The sequence below is a fragment of the uncultured Nitratireductor sp. genome (genome assembly GCF_913053745.1).
Classification (GTDB): Bacteria; Pseudomonadota; Alphaproteobacteria; order Rhizobiales; family Rhizobiaceae; genus Nitratireductor.
This window is the reverse complement of the sequence record NZ_CAJXGF010000011.1, coordinates 33,907-50,386: the sequence shown is the minus strand read 5'-3', so window position 1 is coordinate 50,386 and position 16,480 is coordinate 33,907. Positions and strand designations below refer to the sequence as shown.

At 59.4% G+C, this 16,480-nt stretch carries 14 protein-coding genes; 5 read left to right on the top strand and 9 right to left on the bottom strand.

The genetic code is table 11. The features are described 5' to 3' along the window. Positions 1 to 33: 33 nt before the first annotated feature. Positions 34 to 945: a peptidylprolyl isomerase gene (locus QZ638_RS03490; protein WP_295806909.1), complete on the bottom strand. Its 912-nt coding sequence runs from the start codon at positions 943 to 945 to the stop codon at positions 34 to 36. A 244-nt stretch (positions 946 to 1,189) separates the two neighbouring features. Between QZ638_RS03490 and secA the strand changes: the two genes are divergently transcribed. The 4 genes from secA (at position 1,190) to QZ638_RS03470 (ending at position 9,140) form a co-directional block, all read left to right on the top strand. Continuing rightward, on the top strand, positions 1,190 to 3,919 hold the full coding sequence (gene secA / locus QZ638_RS03485; RefSeq protein ID WP_295806906.1) for a preprotein translocase subunit SecA: 2,730 nt from the start codon (positions 1,190 to 1,192) through the stop codon (positions 3,917 to 3,919). Positions 3,920 to 4,083: 164 nt separating this feature from the next. Beyond that, the gene (locus QZ638_RS03480) at positions 4,084 to 5,496 is read left to right on the top strand and encodes a lipopolysaccharide biosynthesis protein (RefSeq protein ID WP_295806903.1); all 1,413 of its coding nucleotides are present in this window, start codon (positions 4,084 to 4,086) and stop codon (positions 5,494 to 5,496) included. After that, positions 5,493 to 6,758, top strand: a complete 1,266-nt coding sequence (locus QZ638_RS03475; protein ID WP_295806902.1) for a GNAT family N-acetyltransferase — start codon at positions 5,493 to 5,495, stop codon at positions 6,756 to 6,758. The genes QZ638_RS03480 and QZ638_RS03475 overlap by 4 nt, the downstream gene beginning before the upstream one ends. Positions 6,759 to 6,845: 87 nt before the next feature. Continuing rightward, on the top strand, positions 6,846 to 9,140 hold the full coding sequence (locus tag QZ638_RS03470) for an acyl-CoA dehydrogenase (protein ID WP_295806899.1): 2,295 nt from the start codon (positions 6,846 to 6,848) through the stop codon (positions 9,138 to 9,140). A gap of 9 nt (positions 9,141 to 9,149) precedes the next feature. On the opposite strand, the gene QZ638_RS03465 is transcribed toward QZ638_RS03470, so the two are convergent. The 7 genes from QZ638_RS03465 to QZ638_RS03435 all read right to left on the bottom strand — a co-directional run bounded on the left by QZ638_RS03465 (position 9,150) and on the right by QZ638_RS03435 (position 14,567). Further along, the gene (locus tag QZ638_RS03465; RefSeq protein WP_295806897.1) at positions 9,150 to 10,031 is read right to left on the bottom strand and encodes a 3-hydroxybutyryl-CoA dehydrogenase; all 882 of its coding nucleotides are present in this window, start codon (positions 10,029 to 10,031) and stop codon (positions 9,150 to 9,152) included. 203 nt (positions 10,032 to 10,234) lie between these two features. Next, entirely contained in the window at positions 10,235 to 11,164 is a 930-nt protein-coding gene (locus QZ638_RS03460; protein ID WP_295806895.1) for an electron transfer flavoprotein subunit alpha/FixB family protein, read from the bottom strand. Positions 11,165 to 11,182: 18 nt separating this feature from the next. Next, positions 11,183 to 11,932, bottom strand: a complete 750-nt coding sequence (locus QZ638_RS03455) for an electron transfer flavoprotein subunit beta/FixA family protein (protein WP_295806893.1) — start codon at positions 11,930 to 11,932, stop codon at positions 11,183 to 11,185. 183 nt (positions 11,933 to 12,115) lie between these two features. Beyond that, on the bottom strand, positions 12,116 to 12,883 hold the full coding sequence (locus tag QZ638_RS03450) for a rhomboid family intramembrane serine protease (RefSeq protein ID WP_295806891.1): 768 nt from the start codon (positions 12,881 to 12,883) through the stop codon (positions 12,116 to 12,118). A 40-nt stretch (positions 12,884 to 12,923) separates the two neighbouring features. Then, complete coding sequence (locus tag QZ638_RS03445) at positions 12,924 to 13,505, bottom strand: cob(I)yrinic acid a,c-diamide adenosyltransferase (RefSeq protein ID WP_295806889.1); 582 nt, start codon at positions 13,503 to 13,505, stop codon at positions 12,924 to 12,926. An 8-nt stretch (positions 13,506 to 13,513) separates the two neighbouring features. After that, positions 13,514 to 13,714 carry a twin transmembrane helix small protein gene (locus QZ638_RS03440; RefSeq protein WP_223021638.1) on the bottom strand — a complete coding sequence of 67 codons (201 nt, stop codon included), beginning with the start codon at positions 13,712 to 13,714 and terminating at the stop codon, positions 13,514 to 13,516. Positions 13,715 to 13,733: 19 nt separating this feature from the next. Further along, on the bottom strand, positions 13,734 to 14,567 hold the full coding sequence (locus tag QZ638_RS03435) for an SDR family oxidoreductase (protein ID WP_295806882.1): 834 nt from the start codon (positions 14,565 to 14,567) through the stop codon (positions 13,734 to 13,736). 99 nt (positions 14,568 to 14,666) lie between these two features. Between QZ638_RS03435 and QZ638_RS03430 the strand changes: the two genes are divergently transcribed. Continuing rightward, positions 14,667 to 15,521, top strand: coding sequence for a YihY/virulence factor BrkB family protein (locus QZ638_RS03430; RefSeq protein WP_295806879.1), 855 nt, complete (start codon positions 14,667 to 14,669; stop codon positions 15,519 to 15,521). Here QZ638_RS03430 and QZ638_RS03425 read toward each other — a convergent pair. Further along, positions 15,485 to 16,390, bottom strand: a complete 906-nt coding sequence (locus QZ638_RS03425) for a DMT family transporter (RefSeq protein WP_295806876.1) — start codon at positions 16,388 to 16,390, stop codon at positions 15,485 to 15,487. The two genes, QZ638_RS03430 and QZ638_RS03425, sit on opposite strands and share 37 nt — an antisense overlap. Positions 16,391 to 16,480: the final 90 nt, after the last annotated feature.

The following is a 16,480-nucleotide window of genomic DNA, read 5'->3' as shown; positions in this document are numbered from 1 at the left end:
CCCGCCGCTTCCAGATCACACGATATTCGAGTTCTATTCGGTTTTCGCCGGTTCGGCAGCTTCACCGCCTTCCGGTGCAGCGCCTTCACGCTGCTTCTCTATTCCGTCGATGAACTCCTTGAGCGCGGGATCCTTCACATCAACCTCGGCAGAATCGCGCAAAGCGGAAACCTCCTCGACGTATTTCTCGCGCACCAGCATGGAGCGCACCCGATCTTTCACCGCATCGAATGCCGGCGGCTGTTTGGCGCGCTTATCTTCCACCTTGATGACGTGGAAACCGAACTGCGTCTCCACCGGCTCCTTGGAATACTCGCCCGGATTGAGTTCAAAGGCCACCTTCTCGAACTCCGGCACCATCTGGCCGGAAGTGAAATAACCAAGATCACCGCCATTGGCGGCGGCACCGTCGGTCGATTTCTCCTTGGCGATTTCTTGGAAATTGCCGCCTTCTTCGAGCTGCTGGATAACCGTCTCGGCTTCTTCCTTGGTCTTCACCAGGATATGACGCGCGTGCACTTCGTTGACCGCAGGCGCATCGGCGATCTGCTTGTCGTAGCTGGCGCGCACCTCGTCCTCTGTGACAGCGCCATCGACCACTTTCTCGATGAACGCCGCATGCAGGGCCTGCTCGCGCAAAAACGCGAGCCGTTTTTCAAATTCCTCGCCCTCGGCTAGCCCCTTTTCCTCGGCCTCGGCAGCAAGAAGGCGAATTTCGATCAGCGCCGAAAGCAAAGCTGCCCGGCGCTGCGGTTCCGGCAGATTGCCGAACTGCGCGCCATATTCGGCGCCGGCGACCGCCAAATCGCCTTCCGTAATCTCCATACCGTTGACAGTGGCGACGACATCGGCATCGGCAGCGTGCGCGGGCATGAAGCCCACGGCGGCCAGCGTCAGACCGGCCCCAACCTGAACGGCCAGGAAACGGCGAAACGATTTCAGCATGAAACTCTCCGTTCGTGATTCAGAATTTGCCCAAACCGCCCATGAATATGGCGGAATTTTGCGCAAGAGCGCATGTTTAACACGGCGTTGACATCACTCTTGGCCCCTCTTATCTGTCCTGTTGTCCTGCGTCCAGAACCGTTTTCCGGACGCTAATTGTTATATAATTGCTCTCGCTCGGCACGAGTGGGGTTCGATCCCTGCTCCGCACATGCCGTCTGTCAGGAAGTGAAAGGACCACTGGATGGTCAGTCTCGGCGGTCTCGCCCGCAAGGTTTTCGGCTCCTCGAACGATCGCCGCGTCAAGGGTTTTCACCCGCGCGTCTCCGCGATCAACGCGCTTGAAGACGAAATGAAGGCTCTGTCCGACGAGGCATTGCGCGGTAAAACGGAAGCGTTCCGAAAGGAACTTGCCGAAGGAAAATCGCTCGACGACATTCTGATTCCCGCCTTCGCGGTGGCGCGTGAGGCTTCCCGCCGCGCGCTTGGCATGCGCCCCTTCGATGTGCAGCTCATCGGCGGCATGGTGCTGCACGACGGGTGCATTGCCGAGATGAAAACCGGCGAAGGCAAGACCTTGGTGGCAACCCTTCCCGTCTATCTCAATGCTTTGTCCGGCAAGGGCGTGCATGTGGTGACGGTGAACGATTATCTGGCCACGCGCGATTCCGAGTGGATGTCCAAACTCTACGGTTTTCTCGGTTTGACGACAGGCGTTATCGTGCATGGCATGTCGGACGAGGAGCGCCGCGCGGCCTATGCCTGCGACGTGACCTACGGGACCAACAACGAACTCGGCTTCGATTATCTGCGCGACAACATGAAGTACGAGCGCGACCAGATGGTGCAGCGCGGACATTCCTACGCCATCGTCGACGAGGTCGACTCGATCCTGATCGATGAAGCGCGCACGCCACTTATTATTTCCGGTCCACTGGACGACCGCTCCGATCTTTACAACAAGATCGACACCTTCATTCCGCACCTGGCGGAAGACGACTACGAGATCGACGAAAAGCAACGCACCGCGACCTTCACCGAGGAAGGCACGGAAAAGATGGAGAACATGCTGCGTGAAGCGGATCTGTTCAAAGGCGATTCGCTTTACGACATCGAGAACGTCGCCATCGTTCATCACCTGAACAACGCATTGAAAGCGCACAAGCTCTTCCAACGTGACAAGGACTACATCGTCCGCAATGGCGAGATCGTCATCATCGACGAATTCACCGGCCGCATGATGCCGGGCCGACGCTTCTCCGAAGGTCTGCACCAATCTCTTGAGGCCAAGGAGCATGTGGCGATCCAGCCCGAGAACCAGACGCTCGCCTCGATCACCTTCCAGAACTATTTCCGCATGTACGACAAGCTGGCCGGCATGACAGGCACGGCATCCACGGAAGCGGAGGAGTTCGGCAACATTTACGGTCTCGAGGTTATCGAGATCCCGACCAACCTGCCTATTCAGCGCCTCGACGAGGACGACGAAGTCTACCGGACAGTGGAAGAGAAATACAAGGCGATCGTCAGCGAAATCAAAGACGCCAGCGCCAAGGGACAGCCAATCCTCGTCGGCACCACCTCCATCGAAAAGTCCGAGTTCCTGGCCGAACGCCTGCGCCAGGAAGGCGTGAAGGGTTTCGAGGTTCTCAACGCGCGCCATCATGAACGCGAGGCCTTTATCGTCGCCCAGGCAGGCAAACCCGGCGCCATTACGATCGCCACCAACATGGCCGGTCGCGGCACCGACATCCAGCTCGGCGGCAACCCGGACATGCGGATCGCTGAAGAGCTTGGCGAGATGGAAGCGGGGGCCGAGCGCGATACCAAAGAACAGGCCATCCGTGAGGATGTGAAAAAGCTCAAGGAACAAGCCCTGTCTGCCGGTGGGCTCTACGTTCTGGCCACGGAGCGCCATGAAAGCCGCCGGATCGACAACCAGCTTCGCGGCCGTTCCGGGCGTCAGGGCGATCCGGGCCGCTCCAAATTCTACCTGTCGCTGCAGGACGACCTGATGCGCATCTTCGGATCCGACCGCATGGACGGGATGCTGCAAAAACTCGGCCTCAAGGAAGACGAGGCGATCGTCCATCCCTGGATCAACAAGGCACTGGAAAAGGCGCAGAAAAAAGTCGAGGCGCGCAATTTCGATATCCGCAAGAACCTGCTGAAATTCGACGATGTGATGAACGACCAGCGCAAGGTGGTCTTCGAGCAGCGCCTCGAACTCATGGATGGCGAGAATCTCTCTGAGACCGTCGCCGAGATGCGGCAGGACACAGTCGACGATCTGGTCGCGCGCCACATCCCCGAGAAAGCCTATGCCGAACAGTGGGAGACACAGGAACTGCGCGAAGCCGTGCAGACTTCGCTGAACCTGGATCTGCCCATCGAGGAATGGGCGCAGGAAGAAGGCATTGCGGAAGACGATATTCGCGAGCGCATCAGCGAGGCGACAGAAGCTGCCGCCAAGGACCGCGCAGAGCGTTTCGGTCCCGAGATCATGACCTATGTGGAGAAGTCTATTCTCTTGCAGACGCTCGACAGCCTGTGGCAGGAGCACCTGGTCAATCTCGACCACCTGCGCTCCGTCGTCGGCTTCCGCGGCTATGCCCAGCGCGACCCGCTGAACGAGTACAAGACCGAGGCCTTCGAACTTTTCCAGTCCATGCTCAGCAATCTGCGCCAGGTGGTTACCTCGCAGCTTATGCGGGTGGAGCTGGTCCGCGAAGCCGCGGATGCGCCGCCACCCGAAACTCCGGACATGCAGGCCCATCACGTCGATGGATCGACGGGAGAAGACGAATTCGCTGGCGACACGATGACCCTAACCCGCAGCGAAGCCAGCGGCGCGGTGCCTGCGGCAGAGCGCGATCCGAACGATCCCGCGACCTGGGGCAAAGTGGGCCGCAACGAAGCTTGTCCCTGTGGTTCGGGTAAGAAATACAAACATTGCCACGGGGCGTTCGCCTAGGCTTTAGCGGCCAAAGCCGGAGAATATGGAGATCAGGAAGGCCGGGTTCTTGCCCGGCCTTTTCTACATGCGCCGGCCGGAACGGTGGCGGATCGGGCCCTTTCTTTTTCTTAAGCAGTTTGCGCTAAACCCCAGTCTGGGTAATTTGAAACGGAGTTTGGCGGGTGCGCTTTTCAGCCACGGGGACCGGTGAACGTTTGCTGCCGGAGCGGCTCTCGGCCCGCATACGTCCATGGCTCGCCAGAATCGACGGCCTTGTTTCCGCGCGCGACGCGCGCAGCGAAGCCGGCCGCAATGCCCTTATCGCCTTTGCCATTCGGATCGTGAACGCCGTCATCGCCTTCTTCAGCCAGGTCTTTCTGGCGCGCTGGATGGGCAGTTTCGAATACGGCATCTATGTACTGGTCTGGGTGACGATGATTATCCTGGGCAACATTTCGTGCCTTGGTTTCCATACAGCCATCATCCGCTTCATTCCCGAATATCGTACCAAACAGGCCTTTGCAGAGCTGCGCGGGGTCAACGTTGCCGGACGTTTGTTCGTGCTCGCCACCTCGACCCTGTTCATGCTCGCCGGTCTTCTTGGGCTGCGTTATTTGGAACCGTTCATCGAATCCTACTATGTGGTCCCATTCTATCTCGGTCTGATCTGCCTGCCGATGCTCGCGCTAAGCGATCTACTACAGGGTGTTTCGCGAGCCAATGCTTGGGTTATCTGGGCTCTCATCCCAGCTTATTTCATTCGCCCTCTCCTGATCCTTCTTTTTATGGCGGTGGCCGTTTTGTCCGGCTATGCCCCCGACGCAAAGACAGCAATCGTCACAGCCATCCTCGCCACTTATGTCACCACGCTGGTGCAGTTCTTCAGCATCACGACGCGGGTGAAACGCAACACCCCGCCAGGCAAGCCGCGCTTCATGATGAAGCACTGGGTGGGCGTTTCCCTGCCGATCTTTCTCGTCGAAAGCTTCTATTTCCTGCTCACCAACGCCGACGTCCTCATGGTCGGTCGCTACATGGCGCCCACCGACGTCGCCGTCTATTTCGCCACTGTAAAAACGCTGGCCCTCGTTCATTTTGTGTATTTCGCGGTAAAGGCCAGCGTTGCACAACGCTATTCAGCCTATATGCATGGTGGCGACGAAAAGGGGCTGGCCACATTCGCCGCCGAGACCGTGACCTGGACTTTCTGGCCATCGCTGGCGATGGGACTCGTCGTGCTCATTGTCGGCAGGCCAATGCTGATGCTCTTCGGCAGCGGCTTTACCGCCGGCTATCCGCTACTCTTCCTGCTCGTCTCTTGCGTGGTCGCCCGTGCTGCCGTCGGACCAGCCGAAAGCCTGCTTACCATGAGCGGCTACCAGAAAGTCTGCGCCGGAATCTACGCTTTCACACTCGGCATCAATGTGGGGCTCAACATGCTGCTGATCCCGCTTTACGGTCTCTGGGGTGCGGCCATTGCCACGGGACTCGCGATTCTATTCGAGGCTGCAGCCCTCTCGTTCACCGCCTGGCGGAAACTTGGGATCCGCATGTTGGTGTTTCTCCCGCGCGCCAGAAAGGAGACGAGCTCTTGAGCATTCCCCCTCTCCTGGAAGAATCGAGCACCGGCACACCCGGCGCGACAAGCGACCACACCGCCGACGCTACACGGAAACTCGACCCGGAACATCTCGCTTTGCTCGCAGCACAGCAGAGCGAACGGAAACTTGCCATCTATCCGGCATCGGCCGGCTTCGAACTGGTCGATGAACTTGATTATCTGGCAGCACGCTCCATCGAGACGAACATCTTCTTCAATCCGCGATTTCTGGCCCCGGCCATGCCGCGGCTCGAAGACCGGGAGGTAAGGCTCGCGGTGATTCGCGACGGCACCGAAGAGCGCAACCGCCTTCGGCTTCTGGTGCCCTTCACCATCGAACGCCCGCTCTTACCATTCAGCGTTCCAGTGCTGCGCACATGGTCAAATCCTTTCGGCCCACTCGGTACACCGCTTGTCGACTATGACGACCCGGCCGGCGTGATCGAGGATTTCTTCACCATGCTGGCACGACCGCATCTCGATCATCCGAAGGTCTTTGTCCTCCCAGATGTGGGCCTCGACGGCGCGTTCGCCGCGATCCTGCGCACGGTGGTAGACGCCCGCAATCTGCCCTTTCAGATCACCAATCGTGTCGAACGTCCAACGCTTGAGAGCGCACTCGACGGCAACACCTATCTGCGCGATTCGCTGCGCTCACATCACTATCGCGAATTCCGCCGGCTGAAACGCCGGCTCGAAGAATTGGGCAGTCTTGAATACAAGATCGCCCGCCATCCGGACGAAGTACGGCACGGCATCGAGGCGTTTCTCACACTTGAGGCCTCCGGATGGAAGGGGCGCGAACGGTCGGCCATGGCCATCGACCGGTATCGCGCTGCGTTCGCCCGCGAGGCGGTTCACCGCCTATGCGAACGGGATATGTGCCGCATCCACATGCTGACTCTCGACGATACGGTGATCGCCTGCCTGATCGTCTTCATCGAGAACGGCACGGCTTACACATGGAAAACAGCTTATGACGAAGGCTTTGCGGGTTACTCGCCAGGCACACTTCTGATGATCGAGGTGACAAAAACGCATCTTGACGATCCGAATATCATGATGACGGATTCATGTGCCGTGCCCGATCATCCCGTGATGAGCCGACTGTGGACAGAACGTCGCCCCCTTGGCACCATGGTCGTCGGGCTCACCCCGGACGCAGACCGCCATGTGCGGAAGGCAGCCGCACAACTCGGTCTTGCACGGCGTGTGCGCAATCGCCTGCGTATTTTACGCAATCGTCTGCGCGGCTAAAAATGAAGGGCGGAACCATCCCGCCGCACCACCCGTTCGCCTCACACAGGCAAGCCTGATATATTGGCGCAAAACTGGAGGCCGGCCATGCGTTTCAAAACCTTTCGCCGTGACCACGTTTCGAAGCCCATCTTCAACTGGGCGCGTAAGATCATGCCCCCGATTTCGGAGACGGAGCGGGAGGCGATCGACGCAGGAACGGTTTGGTGGGACGGTGAACTCTTTACAGGGAATCCCGATTGGGAACAGCTTCTGGCGATGCCCCCGGCGCGTCTGTCCCAGGACGAGCAAGCGTTCATGGATGGACCGGTTCGCGAGTTGTGCTCTATGGTGGAGGACTGGACACTAAACTGGCAAGACCGGGATCTGTCGCCCGCCGTTTGGGACTTCATGCGCAAGAACAAATTCTTCGGCATGATCATTCCAAAGGAGTTCGGCGGACTCGGTTTCTCCAACACCGCCCATTCGGAAGTGGTGCGCACACTCTCCTCCGCCAGCATCGTCGCCGGTGTGACTGTGATGGTGCCCAATTCGCTCGGGCCCGGTGAATTGCTCATGCATTTCGGCACGGACGCACAGCGTAAATACTGGTTGCCGCGCCTGGCCGACGGGCGCGAAATTCCCTGTTTTGGCCTAACCTCCCCCCATGCGGGCTCCGACGCCGCCGCCATGACAGACACGGGCGTCGTGGAATACGGCACCTGGAAAGGCAAGAAGGTCCTCGGCCTGCGTCTCAACTTTCACAAACGCTATATCACGCTCGGCCCCGTCGCCTCCGTCATGGGTCTCGCCTTCAAGATGCAGGATCCCGAAAACCATCTCGGTCGGGGCGAGGATCTGGGCATCACCGTTGCGCTTCTGCCGACCGACACCAAGGGCGTGCGCCACGGCGACCGGCACATTCCACAGTTCACATTCTTCCAGAACGGTCCGCTTTACGGGGACGATGTGTTCGTGCCGCTCGATCACATTCTCGGCGGCGAGGAGCAAATCGGACAGGGTTGGACCATGCTCATGACGGCACTCGCCGCCGGCCGCAGCATATCGCTTCCCTCGCAATCCGCCGCATCCGCAGCCATGTGTGCGCGTGCCACAGGCGCCTATGCAAGGGTGCGCACCCAGTTCAACGTGCCCATCGGCTTGTTCGAAGGCATCCAGGAGCCCCTTGCTGAGCTCTGCGGCAACGCCTATCTGGTCGACGCAGCGCGGCGGGTCACGCTTGCCGCGCTCGACGAGGGACACAAGCCGTCCGTCGTTTCGGCCATCATGAAATACCACGCCACGGAGCGGATGCGCCGTTCGGTGGAACACGCCATGGACATTCATGGCGGCAAGGCCATCATCGACGGTCCGAACAATTACATGGGCGCGGCTTATCGTGCGGTGCCGGTGGGCATCACCGTCGAGGGTGCCAACATCCTGACCCGCAACCTGATGATTTACGGGCAAGGCGCGATCCGCTCCCATCCTTATATGCTGGAGGAACTTCTCGCGCTTTCGAACGAAGACCGGGAAGAGGGGCTCGATCGTTTTGACCAGACCTTCTGGAAGCATGTCGGCCATGCCTTCAAAACGGCTGGCCGTGCCTTCGTCCGCGGTTGGAGCGGCGGATTGATCGGCCCCGCGCCCGACAACGCCGCGATGCCGCATCACTGGAAGAAACTCTCGCGCTATTCCGCCGCCTTTGCACTCCTGTCCGATTTTGCGTTGTTGACGCTTGGCGGATCACTCAAACGCAAAGAGATGATCTCGGCACGGCTGGGCGATATTCTGGCCGAGCTTTATCTGCTGGGCGCTGTCCTCAAACGCTATGAGAGCGAGGGGCGGTTTGCCGAGGATAAGCCGATTGTCGACTATCTCATGCTAGAGGGCGAGGCGCGCCTGAGCGTCGCGTTCCGAGGCGTTCTGGACAACCTGCCGGCGCGTCCGGCAGCCTGGCTGGTTCGACTGATCGCCTTCCCTGCAGGCGTGGCCAGGCCAGCCCCATCCGACAAGCTCGCCACACAATTGGCCGAAATCCTCATGAAACCCTCGGAGCAGCGGGATCGACTGACGCCCGACCTTTATCTCGGCCAGGGGCATGACACACATCCGCTCAAGGACCTCGAACGCGCGTTCCGTCTCGTCGTCGATGCGGCGCCAATCGAAAAGAAAATGCGCGCCAAGGAGATTAGCGACGCGCAGGAAGCACACGATATGGACCTCATCAGCGACGGAGAGTTCACACAGCTTCGCGAAGCACAGCAAGCCGTCGAAAAGGTGATCGCGGTGGACGCTTTCCCCATGGACGAAATCTCTGCAACCGCGGCCCAGCATAAACGAAAAAAGCCCGCCGCGCGGCGTCGAACACCGCAGCGACAGGCCCGACAGGCCGCCGAATAATTCGGCGGGCTAACGCGTCGGCACCGGCGTCTCGCCGCGATAATCGTAGAAGCCACGGCCGGTTTTGCGGCCGAGCCAACCCGCCTCGACATATTTCACGAGCAATGGGCAAGGACGGTATTTGGAATCGGCCAGCCCCTCATAGAGCACCTGCATGATCGACAGACAGGTGTCGAGGCCGATAAAATCGGCAAGCTGTAGCGGTCCCATCGGGTGGTTGGCACCCAGTTTCATGGCCGTGTCGATGGCTTCCACCGTACCCACGCCCTCATAGAGCGTGTAGATCGCCTCGTTGATCATCGGCAGAAGGATGCGGTTGACGATGAAGGCCGGGAAATCTTCGGCCACCGTAATGGTCTTGTCGAGAGTTTCAACGAAGCCGCGCGCCTTCTCGAACGTATCGTCTTCCGTAGCAATGCCGCGGACCAGTTCCACCAGCTTCATCACGGGAACCGGGTTCATGAAATGAATGCCGATGAAGCGTTCGGCCCGATCGGTCTGTGCTGCAAGGCGCGTGATGGAAATGGAGGAGGTGTTGGTGGCGACAATGGCCTCGGGGTTGAGGACGGGGCAAAGCTGCGCGAAAATCTTGCGCTTGACCGTCTCGTCTTCGGTGGCCGCTTCAATCACCAGATCCATGTCGGCGAGCGCCTCCATGGTTGTGGCCGGCGCAATGCATGCCAGTGCATCCTGGCGAACCTTGTCTTCCAGCTTGCCAGAGGAAACCTGTCGCGCCATGTTGCCGGAAATGGTCGCGATGCCCGCTTCGATCCGCTCCGCGGAAAGATCGTAGAGTTTTACATTATAGCCTGCCAGCGCGGCGACATGAGCGATACCGCTGCCCATCTGACCCGCACCGATCACACCCACTTTCTCAATCTTTCCAGTCATGTCGAAAACCCCGTGAGGCGCACCACGCACCCTTCGTCACTATTGTTGCGCTGCAAACTAGATGCGCCGCGCAATGACGTCTACCCCCGCGCCCAAAATCCTTCGCATCCGCACGCGGCCACCCGGGCTCTTCATTCCGGACAAAAAAAGCCCCGCTCGAAAGCGGGGCTGTTGCCTGAGATTCCGGTGTTCTGATTATCGGCTCAAAGCGCCTTTTCGAGCTCCGGCAGCACGTCGAAAAGGTCCGCGACCAGGCCGTAATCGGCAACCTGGAAGATCGGAGCCTCTTCATCCTTGTTGATCGCAACGATCACCTTGGAATCCTTCATACCCGCCAGGTGCTGGATAGCACCAGAGATGCCGCAGGCGATGTAAAGATCGGGCGCAACCACCTTACCCGTCTGTCCCACCTGCCAGTCGTTCGGAGCATAGCCCGCATCGACCGCTGCGCGCGAAGCGCCCACGGCGGCGCCCAGCTTATCGGCCACCGGCAGGATAACCTCTTTGAACTTTTCTTCCGAGCCGAGCGCGCGACCACCGGAAATGATGATCTTGGCCGATGTCAGCTCCGGACGATCGCTCTCGGCGATGCGGTTTTCGACGAAAGTCGACAGACCGGAATCGGCAGGTGCATCGACACTGTCCACCGAAGCAGAACCGCCTTCGCCGGCCCCCTGGAACGAAGCGGTGCGGACGGTAATCACGTGCTTGCTATCCGTCGCCTCGACCGTCTGGATGGCGTTGCCGGCGTAGATCGGACGCTTGAACGTCTTGGCGTCAACCACCTCGACAATGTCGGACACCTGCATCACGTCGAGCAGCGCTGCAACGCGCGGCATCACGTTCTTACCTGTGGTCGTGGCGGGGGCGACAAAGGTGTCGTAACCGTCTGCCAGCGAAACCACAAGGTCGGAGAGCGGCTCGGCCAGGCGTTCGGCGAGCGCATCGCTCTCGGCCAGCAAAACCTTGCGCACGCCAGAGAGTTTCGATGCGGCCTCGGCCACAGCCTTTGCGCCTTTGCCGGCGATCAGAACATCCACGTCAGAGCCGATCTGGCTCGCCGCGGAGAGCGCCTTGGCAGTCTGATCGGAAAGGGTTTCATTGTCGTGTTCGGCAATCAGAAGAATGGCCATCTTGTTTCTCCCTTCCGCTTAAAGCACGCCGGCTTCGTTCTTGAGCTTGTCGACCAGTTCGGCGACGGAACCCACTTTGATACCTGCCTTGCGACCGGCCGGCTCCTCGGTTTTCAGCACCTTGAGGCGGGCCTTGACTTCGACGCCGTAATCACCCGGCGTCTTGGCATCGAGCGGTTTTTTCTTAGCCTTCATGATGTTCGGCAGTGAAGCGTAGCGCGGTTCGTTCAGACGCAGATCCGTGGTAACGATGGCCGGCAGTTTGAGTTCGACCACCTGAAGACCGCCATCCACTTCGCGGGTGACCTTGGCCTTGCCGTCGGAAATTTCCACATCGGACGCGAACGTGCCCTGGCTCCAGCCAAGGAGCGCGGCCAGCATCTGGCCGGTCTGGTTGGAATCGTCGTCGATGGCCTGCTTGCCCAGAATAACGATCTCGGGGTTTTCTTCTTCGGCGACACCCTTGAGAATCTTGGCGACGTCGAGTGGCTCAACAGCGTCGTCGGTTTTGACCAGAATGGCGCGGTCAGCGCCCATTGCGAGGGCGGTACGCAATGTCTCCTGGGCCTTCTCCGGGCCGATCGACACAGCGACGATTTCTTCCACCTTGCCGGCTTCTTTCATGCGGATCGCTTCTTCGACCGCGATTTCACAAAACGGGTTCATAGCCATCTTGACGTTCGTCAGCTCGACACCCGAGCCATCCGCCTTCACGCGGGGCTTCACATTGGCGTCGATGACCCGCTTTACCGGAACAAGGACTTTCATGCGCAATCACCTTCCATGGTGGATTTCGGTTCTGGTGCTGAATATCAGCAGATGGACCCGCCGGGTAGCCGAATGCCGACATATGCAAGGAAAATGAGACACTCCTCCCCTCGTTGCGGCTCGTCCCCGAAGTTGGCGGGACCGTAGAGAGGCCTGACGTTCACGTCAATATGTTGCAATGCGCTATTGTCGCCCCCAGCGTGGCTGTTCCGTTTCCAACGGCCGCGCCATATCCGGTTTTTCGAGCTCGACGGCGCGTGGTTTTTCAAGCCGCCGGTCGAACAGCGGAACGTCGCCACGCCTAAGCACCAACACGAGCACGGCGCCCGCAAGGATACCGCCTGCATGTGCGGCCCAGGAAACCTGGTTTTCGGTGTCGATCAACAGCATCAGAAACTGAAAGCCGATCCATAAGGCGAGAAGAATGAAGGCGGGTATGCGCAGCGGGATGCGCGCAAACGCCAGCACCCAAATCTTCACCCGTGGATGTAGGATCAGATAGGCGGCGACGATGCCTGCAATGGAACCGGATGCACCGATCAGCGGCGCGTTGGAATCCGGTGCAATGAAACCATGCATATAGGCACCTGCGACAGCGCAGGCGAGATAGAAAACAAGATAGCGGAAATGCCCGAGCGCATCCTCCACATTGTCGCCGAACACCCAGAGAAACAGCATGTTGCCGCCAAGATGCATCAGGTCGCCATGCAGGAAGGAGTAGGTAATGTAGGTGAGCGGTTCGGGAACCAGATCGAGCTCCGGCGGCAATACCGCCAGGTCGTTGGAAACGGAAGGGATATAACCAAGCCCCAGGGCGGCTGCGAACGCGAAATCCGTACCGCCAACCGCCGTCACCAGATAGGCCAGGATGTTGACCGCGATAATCGTCAGCGTGACATATTGTCGTTTGATATGGCGCAGGCTGTTGGCATCGTGCAGCGGTATGAACATCGGAGCCCTCGTTGCGGGCCCCGATTCCGGCCCTAATGCGTCAGCGGTTCTGCCCCGGCACCCATAGCACGTCGAGCGCGCCATTGTCATTTACAGCGCGCGAAGCAACGAACAGAAAATCCGAGACACGATTGATGTAGCGCATGGCCGCATCGCTTACGGTCTCGCCCTCAACGGTCCTGAGCTCCACCATCAAACGCTCGGCCCGTCGCGAAACGGTGCGGGCAAGATGCAGCGCCGCGGCCGCCGGTTTTCCGCCAGGCAAAACGAAGGAGCGCAGCGGAGCGAGATTGGCGTTCAGCGCATCGATATCGGACTCCAGCCGATCCACCTGGCTCTGAATGATGCGCAATGGCTCATATTCCAGCGCTTCACCCGTGTCGGGCGTGGCGAGGTCCGCCCCGAGATCGAACAGGTCGTTCTGGATGCGCGCAAGCATCGCATCAATTGCTGGCTGCGTGTCGGCCAGATGAATACGCGCCATACCGATACAGGCGTTCGCCTCGTCCACGGTGCCATAGGAGGCGACCCTGAGATCGCTCTTCAAGCGACGCGTGCGCGAGCCGAGACCCGTGGTCCCGTCATCGCCCGTGCGAGTGTAAATTTTGTTCAGCTTGACCATGAAACGCCTCAACCGCCCTTGGAGCGCGCATAGTAAAGCGCGAGCACAACAAAGACGATGGCGACAGCCTGGAGCACAACCCGCGCCTGCATAAGTTTGTTCGACGTGTTGGCCGAGCCCCCGCGCATCATGTTCATGAGGCCGCGAATGAGGACGATCACGACCGCCATCATCACGAGGATGGAGAGAATGTTAAAGACTGTGGACATGACGGCTTTCTTCTCGGGTTCAGCCCTGATTGGACAGGAAGCGATACAGCATGCGCGAGGGAAGGAGCCGTTTCAATGCGACACCGATACGCGCCGGTGTGGTTATCACATAGTGCGGTTTCGGGCGCGGAGAAAGGAGTGCGTGGGAAAGCCGGACATAGACGGCGTCCGGTCCGAGTTTGAAACGCGACTTCACACCGCCTTGCCGCAAACGCGCAAGCTGCGCCTCATACGCTTTCCGGTGAACGGAATTCTCATGGTCGATGTAACGTTCGAACCAGGGCAACCCGTTGCTGGCCATTTTCGAGGCGATCGGGCCCGGCTCGATCAGCGAAACATGAACGCCCGAGCCTTCGAGCTCTGCTCTCTGGCAAAGCATGAGCCCCTCCAGAGCATGTTTCGACGCAGCATAGGCACCGCGGAATTTGATGGGAACGAGCCCGAGTATCGATGAGCAATGCACAATCCGGCCATGCCCCTGCCTCCGCATCACCGGGACAATGCGTTGCGTAAGATCGTGCCAGCCAAAGACATTCACCTCGAATTGATGGCGCAATGCATCCACCGGCAGATCCTCGACCGCGCCTGCTTGTGCATAGGCGCCATTGTTGAACAGCGCATCCAGGGAACCGCCGGTTCGGTTCATGACGTCATCGACAAGGGTGGCAATCGATTCGGGCTCGGCGTAGTCGAGATAGAAGGGCTCTATCCCCTCCTTTTCGAGCGACTGACGATCCTCCGTTCGGCGCACCGTTGCAAAGACCCGCCAACCGTCCTTACGCAGTGCTTTGGCGCACCAGGCGCCGATGCCGGATGATGCACCGGTGATCAGAATCGTGCGGTCCGTGCCCATGAAATTCCCGTCAGCACTTGTCTATAAGTGTCACGGTTTCACATATTGGCCGAAGTGAAACAACAAGAAGCAGCGTCGAGAACCACGAAAGGAATTGCCGTGCGCGGATTGAAAGCCACCAGACGCATTGTCGGCGATGCGCTCGGTCACTTCAACACCGATGACGGCTGGGCGATGGCCAGCCATGTCGCCATTTCGGCACTCATGGCCCTTTTTCCGTTCCTGATCTTCGCCACCGCATTGGCGAGTTTTCTCGGCGCGGATGCCTTTTCGCAACAAGCCGTCGATCTCATTTTCGACACCTGGCCGAAAGAAGTCGCCGAGCCGATCGCGCAGGAAGTTCACAATGTGCTCGGCGTGCGGCGCAGCGATGTCCTCACAGTCGGTGTCGTTCTGGCGGGTGTCTTCGCCTCGAACGGCGTAGAGGCATTGCGGCTTTCGCTAAACCGGGCCTATCGCGTCAGTGAACGGCGCTCCATCTTTCGCCTGCGTGCGCAAAGCCTGTTCTTCGTGCTCGTCGCGACGCTCGGATTTCTCGCCATCAGCCTGTTGCTCGTCATCGCGCCAGTGGCACTGCGCATCGCCGCAAACAATCTCGAATGGATCGCCCCCTATGTCGGCACCATCACGTTCTGGCGCTACGTCATCGCATTGACGGTGCTCGTCCTTGCGCTCATTTCGGTGCATCTGTGGCTGCCGGCCGGCCGGCGCAACCTTTGGGACGTGCTGCCCGGCGTCACCTTCACCGTGCTCGGCTCATTTATCGGATCAAGCCTTTTCGCAACCTATCTCGGCCGTTTCAGCAATTATGCGAGCACCTATGCCGGCCTCGCCTCGATTATGATCGCAGTGGTGTTTCTCTACATCATCTCGGCCGTGTTCATCCTAGGCGGGGAGCTGAACGCCTCCATCAAACGCTACCGAGAGGCACGCGCCGTTGCCGGAACCGGATGACGCGATGCGCGCCGCGTCGCCAGCGCCACGCCGAACGTCGTGATCGCCATACCAACGAGTTGCACCGGGGTCAGCGTCTCGTCAAAAAGCACCCACGCCATCAGCGCGGTCACCGCCGGTACGAGGTAGAACAGCGAGGCCACGCGCGCCACCTCGCCTTCCCGAATAAGGATCATAAGCAGGAAGATCGCCCCTATGGACAGAACGAAAACCAGCCAGGCCATAGCAAAGATCAGTTCCCCGTTCAGCTCGAACCGCCAAGTCTCGAGCATCAACGACACGAAGAACGTTACCGCCCAACCGCCGACATACTGATAAAGCGTTACGGTAACCAGATCGGCGGTTGCCACGAAGCGCTTCTGCCAGACCGTGCCCACGCTCATTGCGACCACTGCAATGATGGACGCGCCGATGGTCGCGACCGTCACCCCGCCGCTTACGGTGCCGAATTTCGGTGAAAGCACGGTCACGACGCCAACGAGTCCGACCACAAGACCCAGCCAGTGCTTCCGGGTCACTTTTTCACCGAGGAACAAGCCCGCAATAACGGCAGTCAGCATCGGCTGAAGCCCGACGATGAGACCGGCAAACCCTGCCGGCAAGCCGTTGCGAACCGCCCAGAAAACACCGCCTAAATAAACGCCGTGCATCAAAACGCCCGCAATCGCGGCGTGCAAAGCATTGCGCGGGCCGATGGACTTCGCTTTCACCAGCGGCACGATCATCAGCAGAACGGCAAAGGTCAGGGCAAAGCGGACCCAAAGGAACGTAAAGGGCTCCGCCCATGGCATGGCATAGCGCGCACCAATGAAACCTGTCGCCCAGAGAAGGACGAACAAGGCCGGGATCGCCCTTGTGATATCTTTCATCGAATGTATCCCTGGATGCGGTGGCGCGGGTTTCAACCGCGGCTTTATCAGCCACACCCCCGGCAAGGAAAGCGAAACATTTCCATTGTA

What these genes read in the sequence shown, in the direction of transcription:
- QZ638_RS03490 (WP_295806909.1), bottom strand. Translation starts at nt 945, where the DNA reads ATGCTGAAATCGTTTCGCCGTTTCCTGGCCGTTCAGGTTGGGGCCGGT.
- secA (WP_295806906.1), top strand. Translation starts at nt 1,190, where the DNA reads ATGGTCAGTCTCGGCGGTCTCGCCCGCAAGGTTTTCGGCTCCTCGAAC.
- QZ638_RS03470 (WP_295806899.1), top strand. Translation starts at nt 6,846, where the DNA reads ATGCGTTTCAAAACCTTTCGCCGTGACCACGTTTCGAAGCCCATCTTC.
- QZ638_RS03465 (WP_295806897.1), bottom strand. Translation starts at nt 10,031, where the DNA reads ATGACTGGAAAGATTGAGAAAGTGGGTGTGATCGGTGCGGGTCAGATG.
- QZ638_RS03460 (WP_295806895.1), bottom strand. Translation starts at nt 11,164, where the DNA reads ATGGCCATTCTTCTGATTGCCGAACACGACAATGAAACCCTTTCCGAT.
- QZ638_RS03455 (WP_295806893.1), bottom strand. Translation starts at nt 11,932, where the DNA reads ATGAAAGTCCTTGTTCCGGTAAAGCGGGTCATCGACGCCAATGTGAAG.
- QZ638_RS03450 (WP_295806891.1), bottom strand. Translation starts at nt 12,883, where the DNA reads ATGTTCATACCGCTGCACGATGCCAACAGCCTGCGCCATATCAAACGA.
- QZ638_RS03445 (WP_295806889.1), bottom strand. Translation starts at nt 13,505, where the DNA reads ATGGTCAAGCTGAACAAAATTTACACTCGCACGGGCGATGACGGGACC.
- QZ638_RS03440 (WP_223021638.1), bottom strand. Translation starts at nt 13,714, where the DNA reads ATGTCCACAGTCTTTAACATTCTCTCCATCCTCGTGATGATGGCGGTC.
- QZ638_RS03435 (WP_295806882.1), bottom strand. Translation starts at nt 14,567, where the DNA reads ATGGGCACGGACCGCACGATTCTGATCACCGGTGCATCATCCGGCATC.
- QZ638_RS03425 (WP_295806876.1), bottom strand. Translation starts at nt 16,390, where the DNA reads ATGAAAGATATCACAAGGGCGATCCCGGCCTTGTTCGTCCTTCTCTGG.